This is a genomic window from Rathayibacter caricis DSM 15933 (genome assembly GCF_003044275.1).
GTDB classification, from domain to species: Bacteria; Actinomycetota; Actinomycetes; order Actinomycetales; family Microbacteriaceae; genus Rathayibacter; species Rathayibacter caricis.
In genome coordinates this window covers 3,019,473-3,036,718 of sequence record NZ_PZPL01000001.1, presented here as the reverse complement: position 1 = coordinate 3,036,718, position 17,246 = coordinate 3,019,473, and the positions used below count along the sequence as shown (strand labels likewise).

Sequence of the window (17,246 nt, the reverse complement as noted above, 5' to 3'; positions counted from 1 at the left end):
GCGCCCCGACAGGATCGGAGCGTGCCCTCCGCCTCGCGATCCTCCCTGCTGTCCGCCCTCGCCCTCGCCCTCGTCGGCGGACTGCTGCTGGGAGGGGCGACGAGCCTCCTGCAGACCGTCCTCCCGCCCGCGCTGAACTCGTTCGCCAACTCGTCCGGTGGCTGGTCGATGCTGGTGTTCGCCCTCGTGCGGCTCACGCGGGTGCGTCCCGTGCCCGGCGCGGTCGTCGGCCTCGTCTCGTTCCTCGCGATGCTCGAGGGCTACGACCTGGTCACCGGCTGGCGCGGCTTCGGCTGGTCGCCGCCGTTCTCCGATCCGTTCTGGCTGCTCGCCGTCCCCGCCGGCCCGATCCTCGGAGCCGCCGCGGCGCTCACTCTGCACGGCACGACCGCCTGGCGGGTGCCGGCCGTCGCTCCGCTCTCGGGGGTGCTGATCGGCGAGGGGATCTGGGCGCTGGGCGCCGTCGCCGACACCACGAGCCCGGTCTACTGGTGGCTCGAGATCGTGCTCGGCGTCGGGTTCCTCCTGCTCGCCGTCCTGCGTCGCAGGCCCGGCCCGCTGGTCGTGCTCGCGTCACTCGCGGTCACGGCGGCCGCGGCGGTCTGCTTCGACGTGGTGTACTCGCTGTTCTGACCTCGGGAATGCGCGGCCCTCCTCCGTTGCTGCACGAGGGGGCTGAGGAGGATCACGTGGAGCTCGTGCACTGGCTGTTCGATGCGCAGATCGTCCTGGGCGACCAGAGGCTGCTCTGGCGCGAGGTCATCGGCAACGTCTTCGGGCTCGCGAGCGCTCTGGGCGGCATGCGGCGGAAGGTCTGGGCCTGGCCGGTCGGGCTCGTCGGCAACGCCCTGCTTTTCACGGTCTTCATGGGCGCCCTCTTCGGCACTCCCAACCCCGTGAACCTGCTCGGACAGGCCGGACGGCAGGTCATGTTCATGATCGTGAGCGTCTACGGCTGGTACCGGTGGACCCACCGCCCGGAGTCGTCGCCGACCGTGATCGAGCCGCGGTGGGCGTCCTGGCGGACCCGCGCGCTCCTGGTGCTCGGGATGGTCGGCGGCACCGCGGTGCTCACTCCGCTGTTCCGCGCCCTCGGCTCCTACGAGCCGGTGTGGAGCGACGCGTGGATCTTCACCGGATCGCTGCTCGCGACCTATGGCATGGCGAAGGGATGGGTCGAGTTCTGGCTGATCTGGGTCGCCGTCGATGTCGTGGGCGTGCCCCTGCTCTTCTCGGCCGGGTACTACGCCTCCGGCCTCATGTACGTCGTCTACGGAGCGTTCACGCTGGTCGGGTTCTTCGTCTGGATGCGGCACGGGCGCAAGCCTTCCAGCGCGGCGGTCACGGTCGGCTGATCGACGGGAGCGGCCCGTAGGCTGGGACGATGACGTCCCGGGTGCGCCTCCTCCTGGCCTCGTCGCACCCCGGGCCCACCGTCACCGTCACGGTCCTCGCCACGGTGCTCGCCGCCGCGGCGGGCCGTCCCCTCCCCGTCGTGGTGCTCGTCGCGCTGGCCGTGCTCGCGGGGCAGCTCTCGATCGGGCTCGCCAACGACTGGATCGACGTCGACCGCGACCGCGCGGTCGGGCGCACCGACAAGCCGGTGGCCGTCGGAGCGATCAGCGTCCGCGCCGTGCGGACCGCCGCGATCGTCACCGCCGCCGTCTCGGTCGTGCTCTCGCTCCTGCTCGGTCCGGTCTCGGCGGTCGCCCACATCGTGCTGGTCGCGGCCGGCTGGGCGTACGACGCCGGACTCAAGCGCACCGCCGTCTCGGTGCTCCCCTTCGTCGTCGCGTTCGGCCTCCTCCCCGTCGTCGCCGTCGCGGCCGGCGGCGGTCCCCTCCCGGCCGTCTGGGCGATCGCGACCGGAGCCGTGTTCGGCGTCGCGATCCACTGCACCAACGTGCTGCCGGACCTGGTCGACGACGAGGCCACCGGCGTCCGCGGGTTCCCGCACCGACTGGGACTCCGGTTCTCGGGCGTCGTCGCCTTCGGCTCCCTCGTCGTCGCCGCGCTCCTGGTGCTCCTCGGTCAGATCGGGGGTGCGGAGGCGGTGCGCGTGCCGGGCATCGCGCTGGCCGTCGCCGGGGCCCTCGCCGTGATCGCGCTCGCCGCCGTCGGGATCCGCCTCGTGCTGACCGGACCCCCGACGCGCCTGCTCTTCCGCCTGGTGATCGCGGCGTCGCTCGTGCTCGTCGTCGAGCTGGGGCTCTCGGGCGCCCGTCTCGTGGCCTGACCCGGATCAGGACCAGCGCATCGCGTAGACGCGCGCCAGGAGGTCGGACGTCGGCAGCGCGAGCAGCGTGCGCAGGAGGGCCGTGCGACCTCGATGGGCGACGGCTCCCAGCGGCCGGCCCAGCGCCATGTTCAGCTCGGCCTGTCGGGCGGCCCGGCGCGCCACGCGCATCCGTCGACGGGCGAAGGCGGACCACGGGCCGGCCGTTCCCGAGCGGACGCCGTGCACCAGGAGCGGAGCGAGTTCCGCCGCATCGAGCCAGCCCAGGTTCATCCCCTGGCCGCCGATCGGGCTGATCTCGTGCGCAGCGTCGCCGACGAGCACCACGCGCCCCATCCCGACGAGGCCCGCCTCGCGCCGGCGGACCCGGAAGCCGCTGACCATCGTGCAGGTAGCCGCGTCGACGGGTGCTCCCGTGCGCGCGCGGACGACCGCGGCGAGCGCGGCCGCCGCCGCCGTGTCCGGAGCCGCGTCGGGGCGCCAGGCGGGGGCGCCGAGCGAGGCCTCCGGTCCGCTGAGCGCGACGTAGCGCCGCCGACCGCCGGGCAGGGGGAAGGACTCCACGACGCCCTCCGGACCGACGTCGACGAGAGCGGAGGAGGCCAGCGAGGCCACCTCGGGGTCGGCGAAGTCGCCCATCACGTAGCGATCGGAGTAGTCGCGGCCGGAGACGCCGATGCCGAGCAGCTCCCGCACAGCGCTCCGGGCGCCGTCCGCCCCGACGACGAAGGAGGCATGCAGCTCGATCGCCTCGCCGTGCCAGCCGGTGCCCGTCACCTCGACCTGCGTCCCGCGACGGTGCAGGCCGGTCACCTCGATCCCCGTCCGCAGGGCCGTCGGGTCGAGGGCCTCCAGCCGGCCGCGGAGGATCGTCTCCGTCCGGTGCTGATCGAGGGTCGCGACGTAGGGATGCGTCCGCGACGCGCGAGCGAACGACAGCACGCCCAGATCGCGGCCCCGGCTGCGCGCGACGCCGTGCGTCACGAGCGCCGCCTCCGCGAGGACGGGCCCCGCCGCTCCGATCACCTCGAATGCGTCGAGGGACGGCGGATGGATGCCGATCGCGCGGGATCCCGCGGGCACCGACGCCCGCTTCTCCCACACCTGCACGCCGACGCCCGCCTGCGCGAGCAGCGCGCCGAGGAACACCCCGACGGGCCCGCCGCCGACCACGAGCACGTCCGTCCGCTCCACCGTCACGCTCCGAGCCTACGGAGCGGTGCCCCCTCGCGCGGGCACTCGTGCCGCGGGCGGGCGCTGGCTAGGGTGTCGCCATGACCGACCGCGTTCTCGCTCCGGAACCGCCCGCCGACGGCTCGAAGCCGAAGGGCCCCGCCTCCTACTTCCCGAGCATCGAGAAGACCTACGGTCGACCGGTGCAGGAGTGGCTCGATCTCGTCGACGAGCGCCTCGACTCCGAGCCCCACATGCAGGTCGTGGCGTGGCTGAAGTCGGAGCACGGCCTCGGTCACGGGCACGCGAACGCGCTCGTCGCCTACGTGAAGGCCGCCAGAGCCTGATCCGGGCTCGGCGGCGACCGAACGTGCGCGGCCGGATCAGCCCTTCGCGGCCGCCCGGGCGGCCTTGGCAGCCTCCCGCTTCGCGACCTTCGCGGCCGCGCGCTCGGCGACCTTCCGCCGGTTGAGCGCCACGGCTTCGCGGACGAGCTCGGCGAGCGCCTCCGCGTCGACCGTGTCGCCCTCGCCGAACTCGACCGAGCGGCGCTGGTTGCCGCCCAGCTCGCCGTTGAAGATCCCGTGCGGATCGGGCAGCGAGGCCCCGTAGAGGAAGCCGAGCTTGACCTTGGCCTTAAAGACGTCGCCGACGCAGAGGATCCCGTCGAGCTCCCACACGGGCGATCCCATCCACTTCCACTCCTCGACGATGCCGGGCTCGGCGGCGAGGACGACTCGGCGCAGCTCCGCGAGCACCTCCCCGCGCCAGTCGGGGGTGCGGGCGATCAGCGCGTCGATCTCGTCGCTCGGGGTCATGGCGGTCCTCTCGTCGGCGGGAACGGGCCGATGCTACTCCGGTGCCGCAGGATCGGAGGAGCCGTGCTGAGGACGACGGAGGGGATCGACCAGCGTCACCGACGTGCCCCGCGCCGAAGGGAAGCTCAGCGGCGTCCCTGACGGCGTCAGGCGAGGAGGCGCCGCACCGCCTCCGCCACCAGGGCGTCGTCCGCCGGTTCGTCGTCGAGCGCCCGGTGGATCGTCAGCCCCTCCATCAGCGCGTCGAGCATCCGCGCGGTCGCGGGATCGAAGTGCTGCTCGAGCGCCGCGCGGGTCCGTGCCATCCAGCGGTGGGTCAGAGCGCGGAACTCGGGCTGCCGGGAGGCGAGCGTGTACAGCTCGTGCGTCAGCACGAGTTCGCGCTGGCTGCCGAAGACGTCGTGCACGACCAGGTCGACCAGTGCCTGCCGCGCCTCGTCCCGCGTCGAGGCGCCGTCCATCCGGCGCTGCGCCTGCGCCGCCACCGAGTCGGAGAAGCGCGCGAACGCGGCGTGCAGCAGCTCGTCCATCCCGGCGAAGTGGTAGGTCATCGAGCCGAGCGGGACATCGGCGGCCGCGGCCACGCGCCGGTGGGACGTCCCGGAGACGCCGACCTCCGCGATCACGTCGAGGCAGGCGTCGATGATCCGATCGCGCCGGTGCGGGTCGGTGCGCCGGACCGCGCGCACCCGGTCCTCCCCGGTCACCGGTCGGCCTCCGGGTCGCCGACCGCACGCGGAGAGCCGGCAGGCGTTCGCCGGTCCGTCCGATCGTCTTCTGCGAAGCACTCCATGTGCACGATCGTACACATGACGTGTACGTTCGTACGCATGCCTGCTCCCGACTCCGCTCCTCCGACCAGGGAGGCCCGCCGCGCCCGCGGTGCCGTCGCCGCCCTGTTCCTCACCAACGGCGCGCTGTTCGCCAACCTCGTGCCGCGCCTCCCCGAGATCAAGTCCGACCTCCTGCTCGACAACGCGGCGTACGGAGTCGCGATCGCCGCCTTCCCGACCGGTGCGGTCCTCGCCGGCCTCGCCTCCGCCTCCGTGATCCGGCGCTTCGGGAGCGGCCGCGCGGCCGTGGCCGGCACCGTCCTGACCGCGATCGGCACGATGGTCGCCGGCTTCTCACCGACCCTGCTCGCCTTCGCCGCAGCGCTCCTCCTGGCCGGTGCGACCGATGCGATCACCGACGTGGCGCAGAACACCCATGGACTGCGGGTCCAGCGCCGCTACGGCCGCTCCATCATCAACTCCTTCCACGCGGTGTGGTCGATCGGAGCGGTGCTCGGCGGTTCGATGGCGGCCGGCGCCCTCGCGCTCGGCGTGCCCCGCTCCCTCCACCTCGTGCTCTCCGGGACCTTCTTCGCGATCGTGGCGCTGGCCGCGCTGCGGTTCTGCCTGCCGGGCCGCGACGACGAGGCCCGACCGGATCCCGTGGCCGGCGACCGCACTCCGCGGGCCCGCGTCGGCGCGCGGGTCGCCCTCGTCCTCGCCGCGCTGGTCGGCGTGGCGATAGCGGGCACGCTCGTCGAGGACGCGGGATCGACCTGGGCGGCCCTCTACCTGTCCGCCGATCTCGGAGCGAGCGCCCCGGTCGCCGCGTACGGCTTCGTGGCCCTCGTCGGCGCCCAGTTCGTCGGCCGGATCCAGGGAGACCGCCTGGTCGACCGCTTCGGTCAGCGGGCCGTGGTGCGCACCGGAGGAGCGATCGCCGGGATCGGGATGGGTCTCGCTCTCCTGCTCCCCTCGGTCCCCGGCACGATCCTCGGCTTCGCCGCCGCCGGCTTCGGTCTCGCGACGACCGTCCCCGCCGCGATGCACGAGGCCGATGAGATCCCGGGGCTGCGCGCCGGCACCGGAGTGACTCTCGTCTCGTGGCTCATGCGGCTCGGCTTCCTCCTGTCGCCGCCGCTCGTCGGATTGATCGCCGACAGCGCGGGCCTGCGCGCCGGCCTGGCCGTCGTCCCGCTCGCGGCGGTCCTGGCGGTCGTCCTCTCCCCCGTGCTGAGTACGCGCCGCTCCCGCGGGGAGGCCGCGCAGTGAGTCGGGAGCTCGCCGCCGTCCTCTGGGACATGGACGGCACCCTCGTCGACTCCGAGCCCGCCTGGATCGCCGCCCAGTACGCCCTGGTCGAGCGCTCCGGCGGAGTCTGGAGCGACGCCGACGCGCTCGCGCTCGTCGGATCGACCCTGGAGCAGACCGCCGTCGCCCTCCGCGCGGCGGGGGTGGCCCTCGACGACGCCGCGATCGAGGACGCGCTCGAGGGCGACGTCGCGGCCGCCCTACGCGCGGGCATCGCGTGGCGACCCGGAGCGCGCGAACTCCTCCGCTCCGTCACGGCCGCGGGGATCCCGCAGGCGATCGTGACCACCTCGTCGTGGCGACTCGCCTCGATCGTCGCCGAGGCGCTGGCCGAGGTGGTCTCCTTCGCCGAGATCGTCACGGGCGACGACGTCGTCCATGGGAAGCCGGATCCCGAGCCCTACCTGCTCGCCGCCCGCCGCCTCGCAGTCGCGATCGAGGACTGCGCGGCCGTCGAGGACTCCCCGACGGGTCTCGCCGCCGCCGTCGCCTCGGGTGCAGCGGCCGTCGGGGTTCCGCACCAGGTGGCGCTCGCCGAGGGCGCCGATCGTGTGCTCTGGCCGACCCTCGAGGGCCGGACGGTGGAGGACCTGCGCGCACTCCTGGGCTGATCCGCCCGGCGTGGGACTACTGCCGGTACGACGACAGGAAGTTGCCGAGCCGCTCGATCGCCTCCGAGATCACCCGCTCCTCGGGGAGGGTGACGATGCGGAGGTGGTCGGGCGTCGGCCAGTTGAACCCCGTCCCCGGCACCAGCAGGATGTGCTCCGCGATCAGCAGGTCGTAGACGAGCCTCCCGTCGTCGCGGATGTCGTGCACTTCGGGGTCCAGCCGTGGGAACGCGTAGAGCGCACCGCGCGGCAGCTCGCACGAGACGCCCGGGATCCGCTCGAGCCCCGACCACGCGGCGTCCCGCTGGCGGTGCAGCCGCCCCTCCGGTGCGACCAGCGCCTCGATCGACTGCACGCCCGACAGCGCCGCCTGGATCGCGTACTGCCCGGGCACGTTCGGGCACAGCCGCGTCGACGCGAGCAGAGTGATGCCCTCGAGGAACCCCTCCGCGTGCGCCCGCGGCCCCGTGACCGCCATCCATCCGGAGCGGTAGCCGGCCACCCGGTACGTCTTCGACAGCCCGTTGAACGTCAAGCAGAGCAGGTCGGGAGCGAGCGAGGCGAGCGGGATGTGCACCGCGTCGTCGTAGAGGATGCGGTCGTAGATCTCGTCGGCGAGCAGCAGCAGCGAGTGCTCGCGGGCGACGGCGACGATCCCCTCCAGCACCGCGCGGCTGTAGACCGCTCCGGTCGGGTTGTTGGGGTTGATCACGACGATCGCCTTGGTCTTCGGCGTGATCTTCGAGCGGATGTCCTCGAGGTCCGGCTGCCAGGCGTCCTCCTCCGCGCAGCGGTAGTGCACCGCCGTGCCGCCGGCGAGGCTCGTCATCGCCGTCCAGAGCGGGTAGTCGGGCGCCGGGATCAGCACCTCGTCGCCGTCGTCGAGCAGGGCCTGCAGCGTCATCGTGATGAGCTCCGACACGCCGTTGCCCAGGAAAACCCACTCGGGATCGACCGGCGGGAAGCCCGGGATCTCCTCGTAGCGGTAGGTGACGGCCTGGCGTGCCGAGAGGATCCCGCGGCTGTCGCTGTAGCCGTGGGCGTTCGGAACCGCGGCGATCATGTCGCGCACGATCTGGTGCGGCGCCTCGAAGTCGAAGCCGGCCGGGTTGCCGGTGTTGAGCTTGAGGATGCGGTGCCCCTCGCTCTCGAGCCGCGACGCCTCGACGAGGGCCTTCCCGCGGATCTCGTAGAGGACGTTCCGGAGTTTCGCGGACTGCTCGAGGGGGCGCGGAGTGCTCATCCGGCCAGGGTATCCACCCGGTGACCACCGATCGCCCTCAGGCGCTGCGTCGAGGTGCGCGTGTCACGCTGGTCGGATGAGCTCACCCGCCGATCCCCGCACCTACGACCTCGACGCGCTGCGCCGCCGGGTCCTCGCCGACGACGGGGACGAGGTCGGCGCCGTCGACGACAGCATCCCCGAGCTCGCCGCCGCCGACCCGCACCTGCTCGCCCTCGCCCTCGTGCTGCCCGACGGCTCCGTGCGTTCCAGCGAGGAGGCGGACGTGCCCTTCAGCATCCAGTCGGCCGTGAAGCCGTTCCTGTTCGCCCTGGCGCTGCTCGACACCGGCGGTGACGCACTCGAGCGGGTCGGCATCGAGCCGACCGGCGAGGCGTTCGACGCGGTCAAGCTCGAGAGCGGGACCGGCCGTCCGCCGAACCCTATGGTGAACGCGGGCGCGCTGCTCACCGCCTCCCTCGTCGACGGCGACGGCGCCGACGAGCGGAGCGAGCGCATCCTCCGCGGTCTGTCGGCGTTCGCCGGCCGCCCCCTCGAGATCGACGACTCCGTCGCCCGCAACGAGCACCTGCTCGGCGATCGCAACCACGCCCTCGCGCACCTCATGCGCGCCGAGGGCACGCTGCACGTCGGAGCCGACGACGCGGTCTCGGCCTACGCGCGCGCCTGCGCCGTTCTCGTCGACACCCGCGCGCTCGCGGTCATGGGCGCCACTCTCGCCCTCGGCGGAGTGAACCCCGTCACGGGCGAGCGCGTCGTCCCTCCCTCGGGCGCGCGCGATGTGCTCTCGGTGATGGCCACCTGCGGGGTCTACGACGGCTCCGGCCGCTGGATGCGCGCGGTCGGGATCCCCGCGAAGTCGAGCGTGTCGGGCGCACTGGTCCTCTCGGTCCCCGGTCGGCTGGGCGCGGCCGTCGTGAGCCCGCCCCTGGACCGCGACGGCACCAGCGTCCGCGGCCGCCGGGTCAGCGATCGGCTGAGCGCCGACCTCGACCTCCACGTCTTCGGCCGCGGCATCTGAGTGCCGGGCCGCTTCCCGAGGGCGGGCACGGCGCTCTAGGGTGGCCCGCATGACTGCGCCGCTGCCCTACCTCGCTTTCCCCGGCACAGCCCGGTCCGCCCTCGGCTTCTATCGCGACGTCTTCGGCGGCGAGCTCGCCCTGCACACCTTCGCGCAGTTCGGCCGGACCGACGGCCCCGGCGAGGCGATCGCCCACGGCGTGCTCACCGGCCCGGTGGCGCTCGGCGCGTCCGACGCGGCGACCGGCGAGGAGTCGCTCCACCTCGAGGGCGTCCTCTTCGCGCTCCTCGGAGCCGCGGAACCGGAGGTGCTCGAGCGGTGGTTCGAGGGGCTCGCCGAGGGCGGCGCCGTCGTCGATCCGCTCGGGGCGAAGCCGTGGGGAGCGACCGACGGTCAGGTCCGCGACCGGTACGGCATCACCTGGCTCCTCGGCTGGGAGGGCTGACGGTCCATCCCCGAGGTCGGGCTCCGTCCCGCCCGCTACCGTGGGACGATGCAGTGCCGGGGAGTACACCGATGACCGCCGTCCGCTACGTCGCGATCGGCGACTCCTTCACCGAGGGCGTCGGCGACGAGCTGCCCGACGGGACCACCCGCGGCTGGGCCGACCTGGCCGCGCAGGGCTGGGCCGAGGCGACCGGCGAGCGGATCGGCTACGCCAACCTCGCGATCCGGGGCCGGCTCATCGCGCCCATCGTCGAGGAGCAGCTCGAGCCCGCCCTCGCCCTGAAGCCGACTCACCTGTCCTTCAACGGCGGCGGCAACGACATGCTCCGCCCCCGCGCCGACATCGACAGGATCGCCGATTCGTACGCGCACGTGCTCCGCCGCTGCGACGAGGAGGGCGTGGTGCTGATCGCCCTGGCCGGCGCCGACCCCTCCGCCCGACTGCCGCTGGGGCGCATGATCAAGCGCCGTGGCGACGCTCTCACCACCGCGGTCCTGGACCGCATCGGCGGACGCGACGACATCGTCGTCGCCGACAACTGGAACGACTCCGCCTTCCAGCGTCCCGAGATGTGGTCGGAGGACCGGCTGCACATGGGACCGCGCGGGCACCACCGCGTCGCGTCCAAGGTCCTCTCGGCGCTCGGGCTGACCCCGCCCGCCGCCTGGCGGGACATCCCGTCGGAGCCGGCCGCCCGGCAGGGATCCGCGCAGTACTACCGCGAGCACGTGGCCCCGTGGGTGCGCAGGCGCCTGACCGGCACCTCCTCCGGCGACGGCCGCACGGCGAAGTTCCCGGACTTCGTGCCGATCGATCCTCTGGCCTGAGCCGCCGTGGCCCCGTCCGGAACGGGCGGGCGCCGTCAGCGCCAGCCGTAGCGCGCCGAGACGGCCTTCGCGATCGGGTCGAACCGCGAGCGCTCGAGCACCGCGCCCTCGCGGCGCATGCCGGCGGGGTGGATGCGGAACACCCGCTCCGGGTCGACCCAGCTCGGCCGCCCCTCGGCGTCCCAGTCCCCCGTGCCGACCGGCAGGTAGCCGTCGTGCTGCTTCGAGCTCAGGCGCACCGCGAGGACGGTCCCGGCCTTCTCGACCGCGAGGACGAGCACCGGGCGGTCCTTGCCGCGCCCGTCGTCCTCCTCGTAGGGGACCCAGGTCCAGACGATCTCCCCCGGGTCGGGGTCGCCGTCGGCGGTCGGCGCGTAGCCGGCGTGCACTCCGCGCAGGCGGGCCGGGTCGATCTCGACCGTCCGGCCGACTCCGCTCGCTCCCGGAGTCGACGCCGTCGGCGTCAGGAACGGACGCTGCGCCGGCGGCTGCGCGTCGGCCCGCGGCGCGACGGTGCGGCCGAGGAGTCGGAGGAGCAGGGACACGACCGAGCGCGAGGAGGGCACCCGGGAACCCTAGCCCGGATCCCCGGCGCGGCGCGGGAACAGCGACGGGGTGCCGCTCTCGGAAGAGCGGCACCCCGTGCGGTGCGGTGCGGGTGGGAGGGGTCAGTCCGCGAGGACGTAGCCCGCCTCGCCGTGGATCGCGGTGTCGATGCCGGCGACCTCGTCCTCGTTCTTGACGCGGAACCCGATGGTCTTCTGGATCACGAAGCCGATCAGGAGGGTCATCAGGAAGGAGTAGGCGAGGACCGTGAAGGCCGCGAGAGCCTGCGCGCCGAGCTGAGCGGCTCCGCCGCCGAGGAACAGTCCGACGTCGGTGCCGAAGAAGCCGATGTAGAGCGTTCCGATCAGACCGCCGACCAGGTGGACACCGACCACGTCGAGCGAGTCGTCGTAGCCGAGGCGGTACTTCAGGTCGATCGCCAGGGCGCAGACGGCTCCGGTGATGATGCCCAGGACGATCGCCCAGAACGGCGACAGGCTGGCGCACGCGGGGGTGATCGCGACGAGACCCGCGACGGCACCGGAGGCTGCGCCGATCGAGGTGGGCTTGCCGTCCTTGATCTTCTCGACGACGAGCCAGCCGAGGATCGCGGCGGCGGGAGCGGCGATGGTGTTCAGGAAGGCGATCGCAGCGATGCCGTCGGCCGCCAGCTCGGAGCCCGCGTTGAAGCCGAACCAGCCGAACCAGAGGAGACCCGCGCCGAGCAGCACGAACGGCGGGTTGTGCGGCTGGTGCGCGCCCTTGGTGAAGTTGACGCGCTTGCCCAGGACCAGGGCGAGGGCCAGGGCCGCCGCACCGGCGTTGATGTGCACCGCGGTGCCACCGGCGAAGTCGATCGCTCCGACGTTGTAGGCGATCCAGCCTCCGTCCACGACGCCCTCGTCACCGAGGGTGAAGTTGAAGACCCAGGAGGCGACCGGGAAGTACACGAGGGTCGCCCAGACGCCGGCGAAGACCATCCAGGCGCCGAACTTCGCGCGGTCGGCGATCGCACCCGAGATGAGCGCGACCGTGATGATGGCGAACGTGGCCTGGAACGCCGCGAACGCGATCGTCGGGTAGGCCGCGGTCTGCTCGCCGAGCGCGTCGTTGTAGAGGCCCTGCAGGCCGATCTGCGCGACGTCGATGCCGAGGAAGCCGTCGATCCCGAAGAAGGTGTCGGTGCCGGCGGGGCCCGCGGGGCCGTTGCCGAACGCGATGGCGTAGCCGTAGAGGACCCAGAGGACTCCGATCAGCCCCATCGCTCCGAAGCTGAGCATCATCATGCTGATGACGCTCTTCGCCCGGACGAGACCGCCGTAGAAGAACGCCAGTCCCGGCGTCATCAGCAGCACGAGTGCCGCGGCGATGAGAAGGAAGGCGGTGTTGCCTTGATCCATTCTGAAACCTTTCTTCGGGTGCGCAGGAGCGACCCGGAGAACGCCTGGGCGTCAGCGGAGTCGAGTCGCTTGAGTACGCGGACAGTCTGGCCGTGCGACGTTTCGTTCCGAGGGGCGCCGCGTTTCGGGCGCGTTACAGGGAAGCGATTCGTGTGAACAACGCGTTACACGGACCTGCCGGAGCGCTCTGCGGAACGACTCGGACCCTCCGATGGGGCTCGGATCCTACGAAGACGGCGCCGCGAACGCCGCCATGCTCGTCAGCGCGATGAGCCGGGACATCGAGCGGAGGTACTTCTTGCGGTAGCCGCCGCTGAGCATGTCGCCCCCGAAGACCTCGTCGAGCGGCACGCCCGAGGCGAGCACCGGGATCTGCGCGTCGTAGACGCGGTCGATGAAGGCGACGAGGCGCAGCGCGTCGGTCTGGTCGGTCAACGCCACGACGTCGCGCAGCACGATCGCATCCACTCCGTCGATCACCTTGATGTAGCGCGAGGGGTGCACGGAGCCGAGGTGGTCCACGGCCGCGCGGAAGGAGTCGTCGGTGACGACGGCATCGGTCGGCGCCTGCGCGAGGGCCTCGGCGATCTCGGCATCGGTCCGGGTGACGGCGTGGCCCTCGATGTCGCGACGGCGGTAGTCCGTGCCGTCGATCCGCATCGTCTGGAAGTGCTCCGCCATCGCGTGGATCTCGCGGAGGAAGTCGGCGGCCGCGAACCGGCCCTCGCCGAGTGCGTTCGGCGGGGTGTTCGAGGTCGCCGCGATCCGGGTGCCGGAGGCGACGAGCTCGCCCAGCAGGCGGGTCATCAGCATCGTGTCACCCGGGTCGTCGAGCTCGAACTCGTCGATGCAGAGGAGGGCGGAGCCCTTCAGGAGCGACACCGTCGCCGCGTACCCGAGCGCGCCGACGAGGGCGGTGTACTCGATGAACGTGCCGAAGTAGGTGCGGCCCGGCACCGCGTGCCAGATCGCGGCGAGGAGGTGCGTCTTGCCGACGCCGAACCCTCCGTCGAGGTACACGCCCGGCTTCACCTCCGGGGCCTTCTTCCGGCCGAAGCCGAAGAACCCGCCGCCGCCCCCGCGGGAGCCGCCGCCGGCGGCGAATACACGCAGCGCCTCGACCGCCTCCGCCTGGGACGGGTACTCCGGGTCGGGGCGGTAGCTCTCGAAGGTCGCGCCCTCGAACTGGCGCGGCGGCACGAGGGTCGACGCGATCTCGTGCCCGCTGATCTGGGGCGAGCGAGTCGTGAGGCTGCTCGTCGAACGGACGTCGTCGGGGATCACGCGCACCTCGCATCGTGCGTCCGGAGGGTTCCGGCCGCTCTGTCTGACTCTGCATCGAACCGTGCGGCACGGGCCGCGGGACTCCGTGGAGGACCCGGACGGCTCTGTGTCGAACTCTTACGGCCCCTTCCGTGCACCCGCGCTCGGGGGCGCGTACTGTCGCTGAAGGGCGGGCTCCAGCGTAGCCCGCTCCTGGATTCACGCCCGCGCTCCGCGCACCACCCTGGAGGTCCTCCTTGTCCGTTGAACTCGATCCGTCGCCGAAGTTCGCCGCCTACGCGCACCCCGAACGACTCGTCAGCGGTGAGTGGCTGGAGCAACGGCTGGGCACCCCCGGCCTCGTCGTCGTCGAGTCCGACGAGGACGTCCTCCTCTACGAGACCGGGCACATCCCCGGCTCCGTGAAGGTCGACTGGCACACCGATCTCAACGACCCGGTCGAGCGCGACTACATCGACGGAGCGGCCTTCGCGGCCCTGGTCGGCGCGAAGGGCATCACCCGCGACACCACGGTCGTCATCTACGGCGACAAGAACAACTGGTGGGCGGCCTACGCCCTGTGGGTCTTCACGCTCTTCGGTCACGAGGACGTCCGCCTGCTCGACGGCGGCCGCGACAAGTGGATCGCCGACGGCCGCCCCCTGACCACCGACGCCTCGACGCCGGAGGCGGTCGAGTACCCCGTCGTCGAGCGCCGCGACGGTGACATCCGCGCCTTCAAGGAGGACGTGCTCGCGCACTTCGGCAACCCGCTGATCGACGTCCGCTCGGCCGAGGAGTTCTCGGGCGAGCGCACCACGGCTCCCGCCTACCCGGAGGAGGGGACGCTGCGCGCCGGCCACATCCCGAGCGCGAAGAACGTGCCGTGGGGCAAGGCGGCCGCCGAGGACGGCACCTTCCGTCCGCTGGAGGAGCTGAACGGCATCTACCGCGACGGTGCGGGCCTCGCCGAGGGCGACACCGTCATCGCCTACTGCCGCATCGGCGAGCGCTCCTCGCACACGTGGTTCGTCCTCACCCACCTCCTCGGCTTCGAGGGCGTGCGCAACTACGACGGCTCGTGGACCGAGTGGGGCAGCGCAGTGCGCGTCCCGATCGTCAAGGGCTCCGAGCCCGGCGAGGCCCCGGCCGCCCGCTGACCGTCCGTGAGGCCCCGACCGTTCCGCGGTCGGGGCCTCACGCGGTGAGAGAATCGACACGATGACTTCCGACACGGTGCCGACCGACGACCTGCTGCCCGACGCCCTCCGCGAGATCCGCGACGAGTTCCTCGCCCTCGAGAAGCCGGAGCGGCTCCAGCTCCTCCTCGAGTTCTCGAACGAGCTGCCCGAGCTGCCCGAGCGCTACCGCGACCACCCCGACCTGTTCGAGCGGGTCGAGGAGTGCCAGTCCCCCGTCTTCATCGTCGTCGAGTTCGCGGGCGACGTGATCCACCTGCACGCGACCGCGCCGCGCGAGGCGCCGACGACCCGAGGCTTCGCCTCGATCCTCGCGCAGGGCCTCGACGGGCTGACCCCGGAGCAGGTCCTCGCCGTGCCCGACGACTTCCCGCAGACGATCGGACTCTCGGAGGCGGTCTCGCCGCTACGTCTGCGGGGGATGAGCGCGCTGCTCGGCCGTACGAAGCGCCAGATCCGCGCGCATGCGGCCGCGTGATCCTGCAGCCGCTCGTCCCCGGCGGACCCGCGGTGCGGCTGGAGGACGACGGCGCGAGGGCAGCGATCGAGGACGCCTACCGGCCGTCGGACGCGGTCCGCGTCCGCCTCAACATGATCGCGAGCGTCAACGGGTCGAGCATCGGCTCGGACGGCACGAGCGAGACCCTCACCAACCGCGTCGACCGCACGATCCTCGGTGTGATCCGGGCGCAGGCGCAGGTGGTCCTCGTGGGCGCCGCGAGCGTGCGGGCCGAGGGCTACCGGGTCCCCCGGCGCGTCCCGCTTGCCGTCGTCTCGTCGCGCGGCGACCTCGCCGGCCACCGGCTGCGTCTGCAGGACGGCGCCCGCGTGCTGCTGCTCGTCCCGGAGTCGCTCGCCGCCACCGGGCCCCTGCCGCCCGGGGTCGAGGTGGTGCGCGTCCCCGCCGTCGACGGTCGGATGAGCCCGGCGGAGATGCTCGCCGCCCTCGCCGCCCTCGGGCTCGAGCGCGTCGTCTGCGAAGGAGGAGCCTCCCTGTCGGGTCAGTTCCTGGCGGCCGGGCTCGTCGACGAGATCTGCCTGACGACCGCCCCGCGCGTCGTCCTCCCCGGGCTTCCCGTCGCGACGACGGATGCGGCGGTCGACGAGAGCTACGCGCTCGAGCGGCTCGCGGTCGACGACGCCGGATTCACGTACGCGCGCTGGACGCGGATCCGCTGATCCCCCGCCGGTCGAGCCACTGCGCGACGGCCTGCTCCCAGCGCACGGGATCGTCGTTCCAGATCCGGGTGTGCCGGGCGCCGTGCACCAGCACGAGCTCGACGAGGTCGGGCCGGGCGGCGGCGAGTGCCTCGGAGGGTGCGCTCGGCACGAAGTCGTCGTCGACGCTGTGCAGCAGCAGCACCGGAGTCGTGAGCTCGGCGGCACGCGCCACGAGGTCCAGGTTCTGGAGCGGTATCAGCTCGCTCTGCCCCGTGACGGCCGTCGACCACGGGAGCTGCATCGCAGTCAGCGCCAGAGCGGCGATCACGGGAGGGAGTCGCCGGAGCCGCGCCTGACCGCGCAGCGTCTCACGCCAGTCGATCACGGGCGAGTCCAGGACCACCCCGGCGATCAGGTGGCGCAGGGAGGAGCGCAGCGCGGTCTGCAGCGAGATCGCCCCGCCCATCGACCAGCCGACCAGCACGACGGAGCGGGCACCGCGCCGGTGCGCGAAGCGGATCGCCGCGTCGACGTCCCGCCACTCCGTGTCGCCCAGCCCGTAGCGGCCGTCCGGACTCGACGGAGCGTCGCCGTCGTTGCGGTACGAGACGACCAGCGAGCTCAGCCCGGCCCGATGGAACACGGCCACACCGCGCAGGGTCTCCTCGCGGTGCGTCGCCCGGCCGTGCACGTGGATCGCCCACGTGCCGCCGTCACCCGCCGGGAAGAGCCAGGCGGGTGCGGGCCCGTACTGCGTCGGCACCTGCTCGGAGCTGAAGGGCAGCCCCGTCTCCCGGGGGGAGAGGAGCAGCCAGCCGTTGATGCGGCCCCGAGCCCCCGGCCGCAGGGTCCCCCGGTCCACGGTGCCGAGCTCCCGCACCACGCGCCCCTGCCCCGTCGCGAGCACGCGACCGATGCGCGCATGACCGCGGCCGCCGTCGAACCAGAGGCTGAAGCCGCCGTGCACGGTCGTGTCGGCGTCGGCGGCGAGGACGATCTCGCGGGCGGCGGGACGCACGTCGAGCACGCGGGCGTCCTCGCTCCGTCGCGAGGGCGGGATGACCACTCCGCGCACGAAGGCGGTGACGAGGGCGGAGGTGCCGAGCGCGACGGCGGAGGCGAGAGCGGGGAGGGCGACGAGGGCGAGCAGGAGGGCGCCGGTGCGCCGACCGCCCTCCGCGGCGTGCCTGCGGGCATCGGGCATGCCGGAACTCTA

Annotated in this window: 20 protein-coding genes; 12 read left to right on the top strand and 8 right to left on the bottom strand. The window is 72.9% G+C overall.

Translation table 11 applies throughout. The annotated features are described in order from the left end of the window. Positions 1–21: 21 nt before the first annotated feature. From C1I63_RS14135 to C1I63_RS14125, 3 genes are read left to right on the top strand one after another with little or no spacing between them, the layout of a single operon-like run. On the top strand, positions 22–633 hold the full coding sequence (locus tag C1I63_RS14135) for a DUF6518 family protein (RefSeq protein ID WP_055792185.1): 612 nt from the start codon (positions 22–24) through the stop codon (positions 631–633). A gap of 56 nt (positions 634–689) precedes the next feature. Then, positions 690–1,355, top strand: coding sequence for a nicotinamide riboside transporter PnuC (pnuC, locus tag C1I63_RS14130; protein WP_107575188.1), 666 nt, complete (start codon positions 690–692; stop codon positions 1,353–1,355). A gap of 29 nt (positions 1,356–1,384) precedes the next feature. Then, a complete protein-coding gene (locus tag C1I63_RS14125; RefSeq protein WP_107575187.1) occupies positions 1,385–2,236 on the top strand; it encodes a UbiA family prenyltransferase in 852 nt (283 codons plus the stop codon). Between the two features lie 6 nt (positions 2,237–2,242). Here the strand turns inward: C1I63_RS14125 and C1I63_RS14120 are convergent, their stop codons facing one another. Next, entirely contained in the window at positions 2,243–3,436 is a 1,194-nt protein-coding gene (locus C1I63_RS14120; protein WP_244907094.1) for an FAD-dependent oxidoreductase, read from the bottom strand. A gap of 74 nt (positions 3,437–3,510) precedes the next feature. Between C1I63_RS14120 and C1I63_RS14115 the strand changes: the two genes are divergently transcribed. Further along, positions 3,511–3,756: a DUF4287 domain-containing protein gene (locus tag C1I63_RS14115; protein ID WP_055792197.1), complete on the top strand. Its 246-nt coding sequence runs from the start codon at positions 3,511–3,513 to the stop codon at positions 3,754–3,756. A 36-nt stretch (positions 3,757–3,792) separates the two neighbouring features. On the opposite strand, the gene C1I63_RS14110 is transcribed toward C1I63_RS14115, so the two are convergent. Next, positions 3,793–4,227: a DUF1801 domain-containing protein gene (locus tag C1I63_RS14110; protein WP_107575185.1), complete on the bottom strand. Its 435-nt coding sequence runs from the start codon at positions 4,225–4,227 to the stop codon at positions 3,793–3,795. A gap of 146 nt (positions 4,228–4,373) precedes the next feature. After that, positions 4,374–4,934, bottom strand: a complete 561-nt coding sequence (locus C1I63_RS14105) for a TetR/AcrR family transcriptional regulator (protein WP_230670643.1) — start codon at positions 4,932–4,934, stop codon at positions 4,374–4,376. Between the two features lie 123 nt (positions 4,935–5,057). Here C1I63_RS14105 and C1I63_RS14100 point away from each other — a divergent pair, with 123 nt between their 5' ends. Beyond that, the gene (locus C1I63_RS14100) at positions 5,058–6,272 is read left to right on the top strand and encodes an MFS transporter (RefSeq protein ID WP_211315627.1); all 1,215 of its coding nucleotides are present in this window, start codon (positions 5,058–5,060) and stop codon (positions 6,270–6,272) included. Then, complete coding sequence (locus C1I63_RS14095; protein WP_244907092.1) at positions 6,269–6,922, top strand: HAD family hydrolase; 654 nt, start codon at positions 6,269–6,271, stop codon at positions 6,920–6,922. Before C1I63_RS14100 ends, C1I63_RS14095 begins: the two co-directional genes overlap by 4 nt. Positions 6,923–6,938: 16 nt before the next feature. Here C1I63_RS14095 and C1I63_RS14090 read toward each other — a convergent pair whose 3' ends face one another. Continuing rightward, positions 6,939–8,165, bottom strand: coding sequence for a pyridoxal phosphate-dependent aminotransferase (locus C1I63_RS14090; RefSeq protein WP_107575183.1), 1,227 nt, complete (start codon positions 8,163–8,165; stop codon positions 6,939–6,941). A 76-nt stretch (positions 8,166–8,241) separates the two neighbouring features. Here C1I63_RS14090 and glsA point away from each other — a divergent pair, with 76 nt between their 5' ends. From glsA to C1I63_RS14075, 3 genes are all read left to right on the top strand, one after another. Then, a complete protein-coding gene (gene glsA, locus C1I63_RS14085) occupies positions 8,242–9,186 on the top strand; it encodes a glutaminase A (RefSeq protein ID WP_107575182.1) in 945 nt (314 codons plus the stop codon). Positions 9,187–9,235: 49 nt separating this feature from the next. Continuing rightward, complete coding sequence (locus C1I63_RS14080) at positions 9,236–9,631, top strand: VOC family protein (RefSeq protein WP_107575181.1); 396 nt, start codon at positions 9,236–9,238, stop codon at positions 9,629–9,631. Positions 9,632–9,702: 71 nt separating this feature from the next. Continuing rightward, positions 9,703–10,461 carry an SGNH/GDSL hydrolase family protein gene (locus C1I63_RS14075; RefSeq protein WP_107575180.1) on the top strand — a complete coding sequence of 253 codons (759 nt, stop codon included), beginning with the start codon at positions 9,703–9,705 and terminating at the stop codon, positions 10,459–10,461. Positions 10,462–10,496: 35 nt separating this feature from the next. On the opposite strand, the gene C1I63_RS14070 is transcribed toward C1I63_RS14075, so the two are convergent. From C1I63_RS14070 to zapE, 3 genes are all read right to left on the bottom strand, one after another. Continuing rightward, on the bottom strand, positions 10,497–11,027 hold the full coding sequence (locus C1I63_RS14070; protein ID WP_055792218.1) for a type II toxin-antitoxin system PemK/MazF family toxin: 531 nt from the start codon (positions 11,025–11,027) through the stop codon (positions 10,497–10,499). 102 nt (positions 11,028–11,129) lie between these two features. Beyond that, positions 11,130–12,407: an ammonium transporter gene (locus C1I63_RS14065; RefSeq protein WP_055792223.1), complete on the bottom strand. Its 1,278-nt coding sequence runs from the start codon at positions 12,405–12,407 to the stop codon at positions 11,130–11,132. 225 nt (positions 12,408–12,632) lie between these two features. After that, positions 12,633–13,691, bottom strand: a complete 1,059-nt coding sequence (zapE, locus tag C1I63_RS14060; RefSeq protein WP_244907090.1) for a cell division protein ZapE — start codon at positions 13,689–13,691, stop codon at positions 12,633–12,635. A 236-nt stretch (positions 13,692–13,927) separates the two neighbouring features. Here zapE and C1I63_RS14055 point away from each other — a divergent pair, with 236 nt between their 5' ends. From C1I63_RS14055 to C1I63_RS14045, 3 genes are all read left to right on the top strand, one after another. Then, the gene (locus tag C1I63_RS14055; RefSeq protein ID WP_107575179.1) at positions 13,928–14,830 is read left to right on the top strand and encodes a sulfurtransferase; all 903 of its coding nucleotides are present in this window, start codon (positions 13,928–13,930) and stop codon (positions 14,828–14,830) included. 61 nt (positions 14,831–14,891) lie between these two features. Further along, complete coding sequence (locus C1I63_RS14050; protein ID WP_055792228.1) at positions 14,892–15,347, top strand: SufE family protein; 456 nt, start codon at positions 14,892–14,894, stop codon at positions 15,345–15,347. Next, positions 15,344–16,048 (top strand): dihydrofolate reductase family protein, encoded by a 705-nt coding sequence (locus tag C1I63_RS14045; protein ID WP_244907087.1) that lies wholly within the window; start codon positions 15,344–15,346, stop codon positions 16,046–16,048. The genes C1I63_RS14050 and C1I63_RS14045 overlap by 4 nt, the downstream gene beginning before the upstream one ends. Here the strand turns inward: C1I63_RS14045 and C1I63_RS14040 are convergent. After that, positions 16,017–17,234, bottom strand: a complete 1,218-nt coding sequence (locus tag C1I63_RS14040; RefSeq protein WP_107575178.1) for an alpha/beta hydrolase — start codon at positions 17,232–17,234, stop codon at positions 16,017–16,019. The genes C1I63_RS14045 and C1I63_RS14040 overlap by 32 nt on opposite strands. Positions 17,235–17,246: the final 12 nt, after the last annotated feature.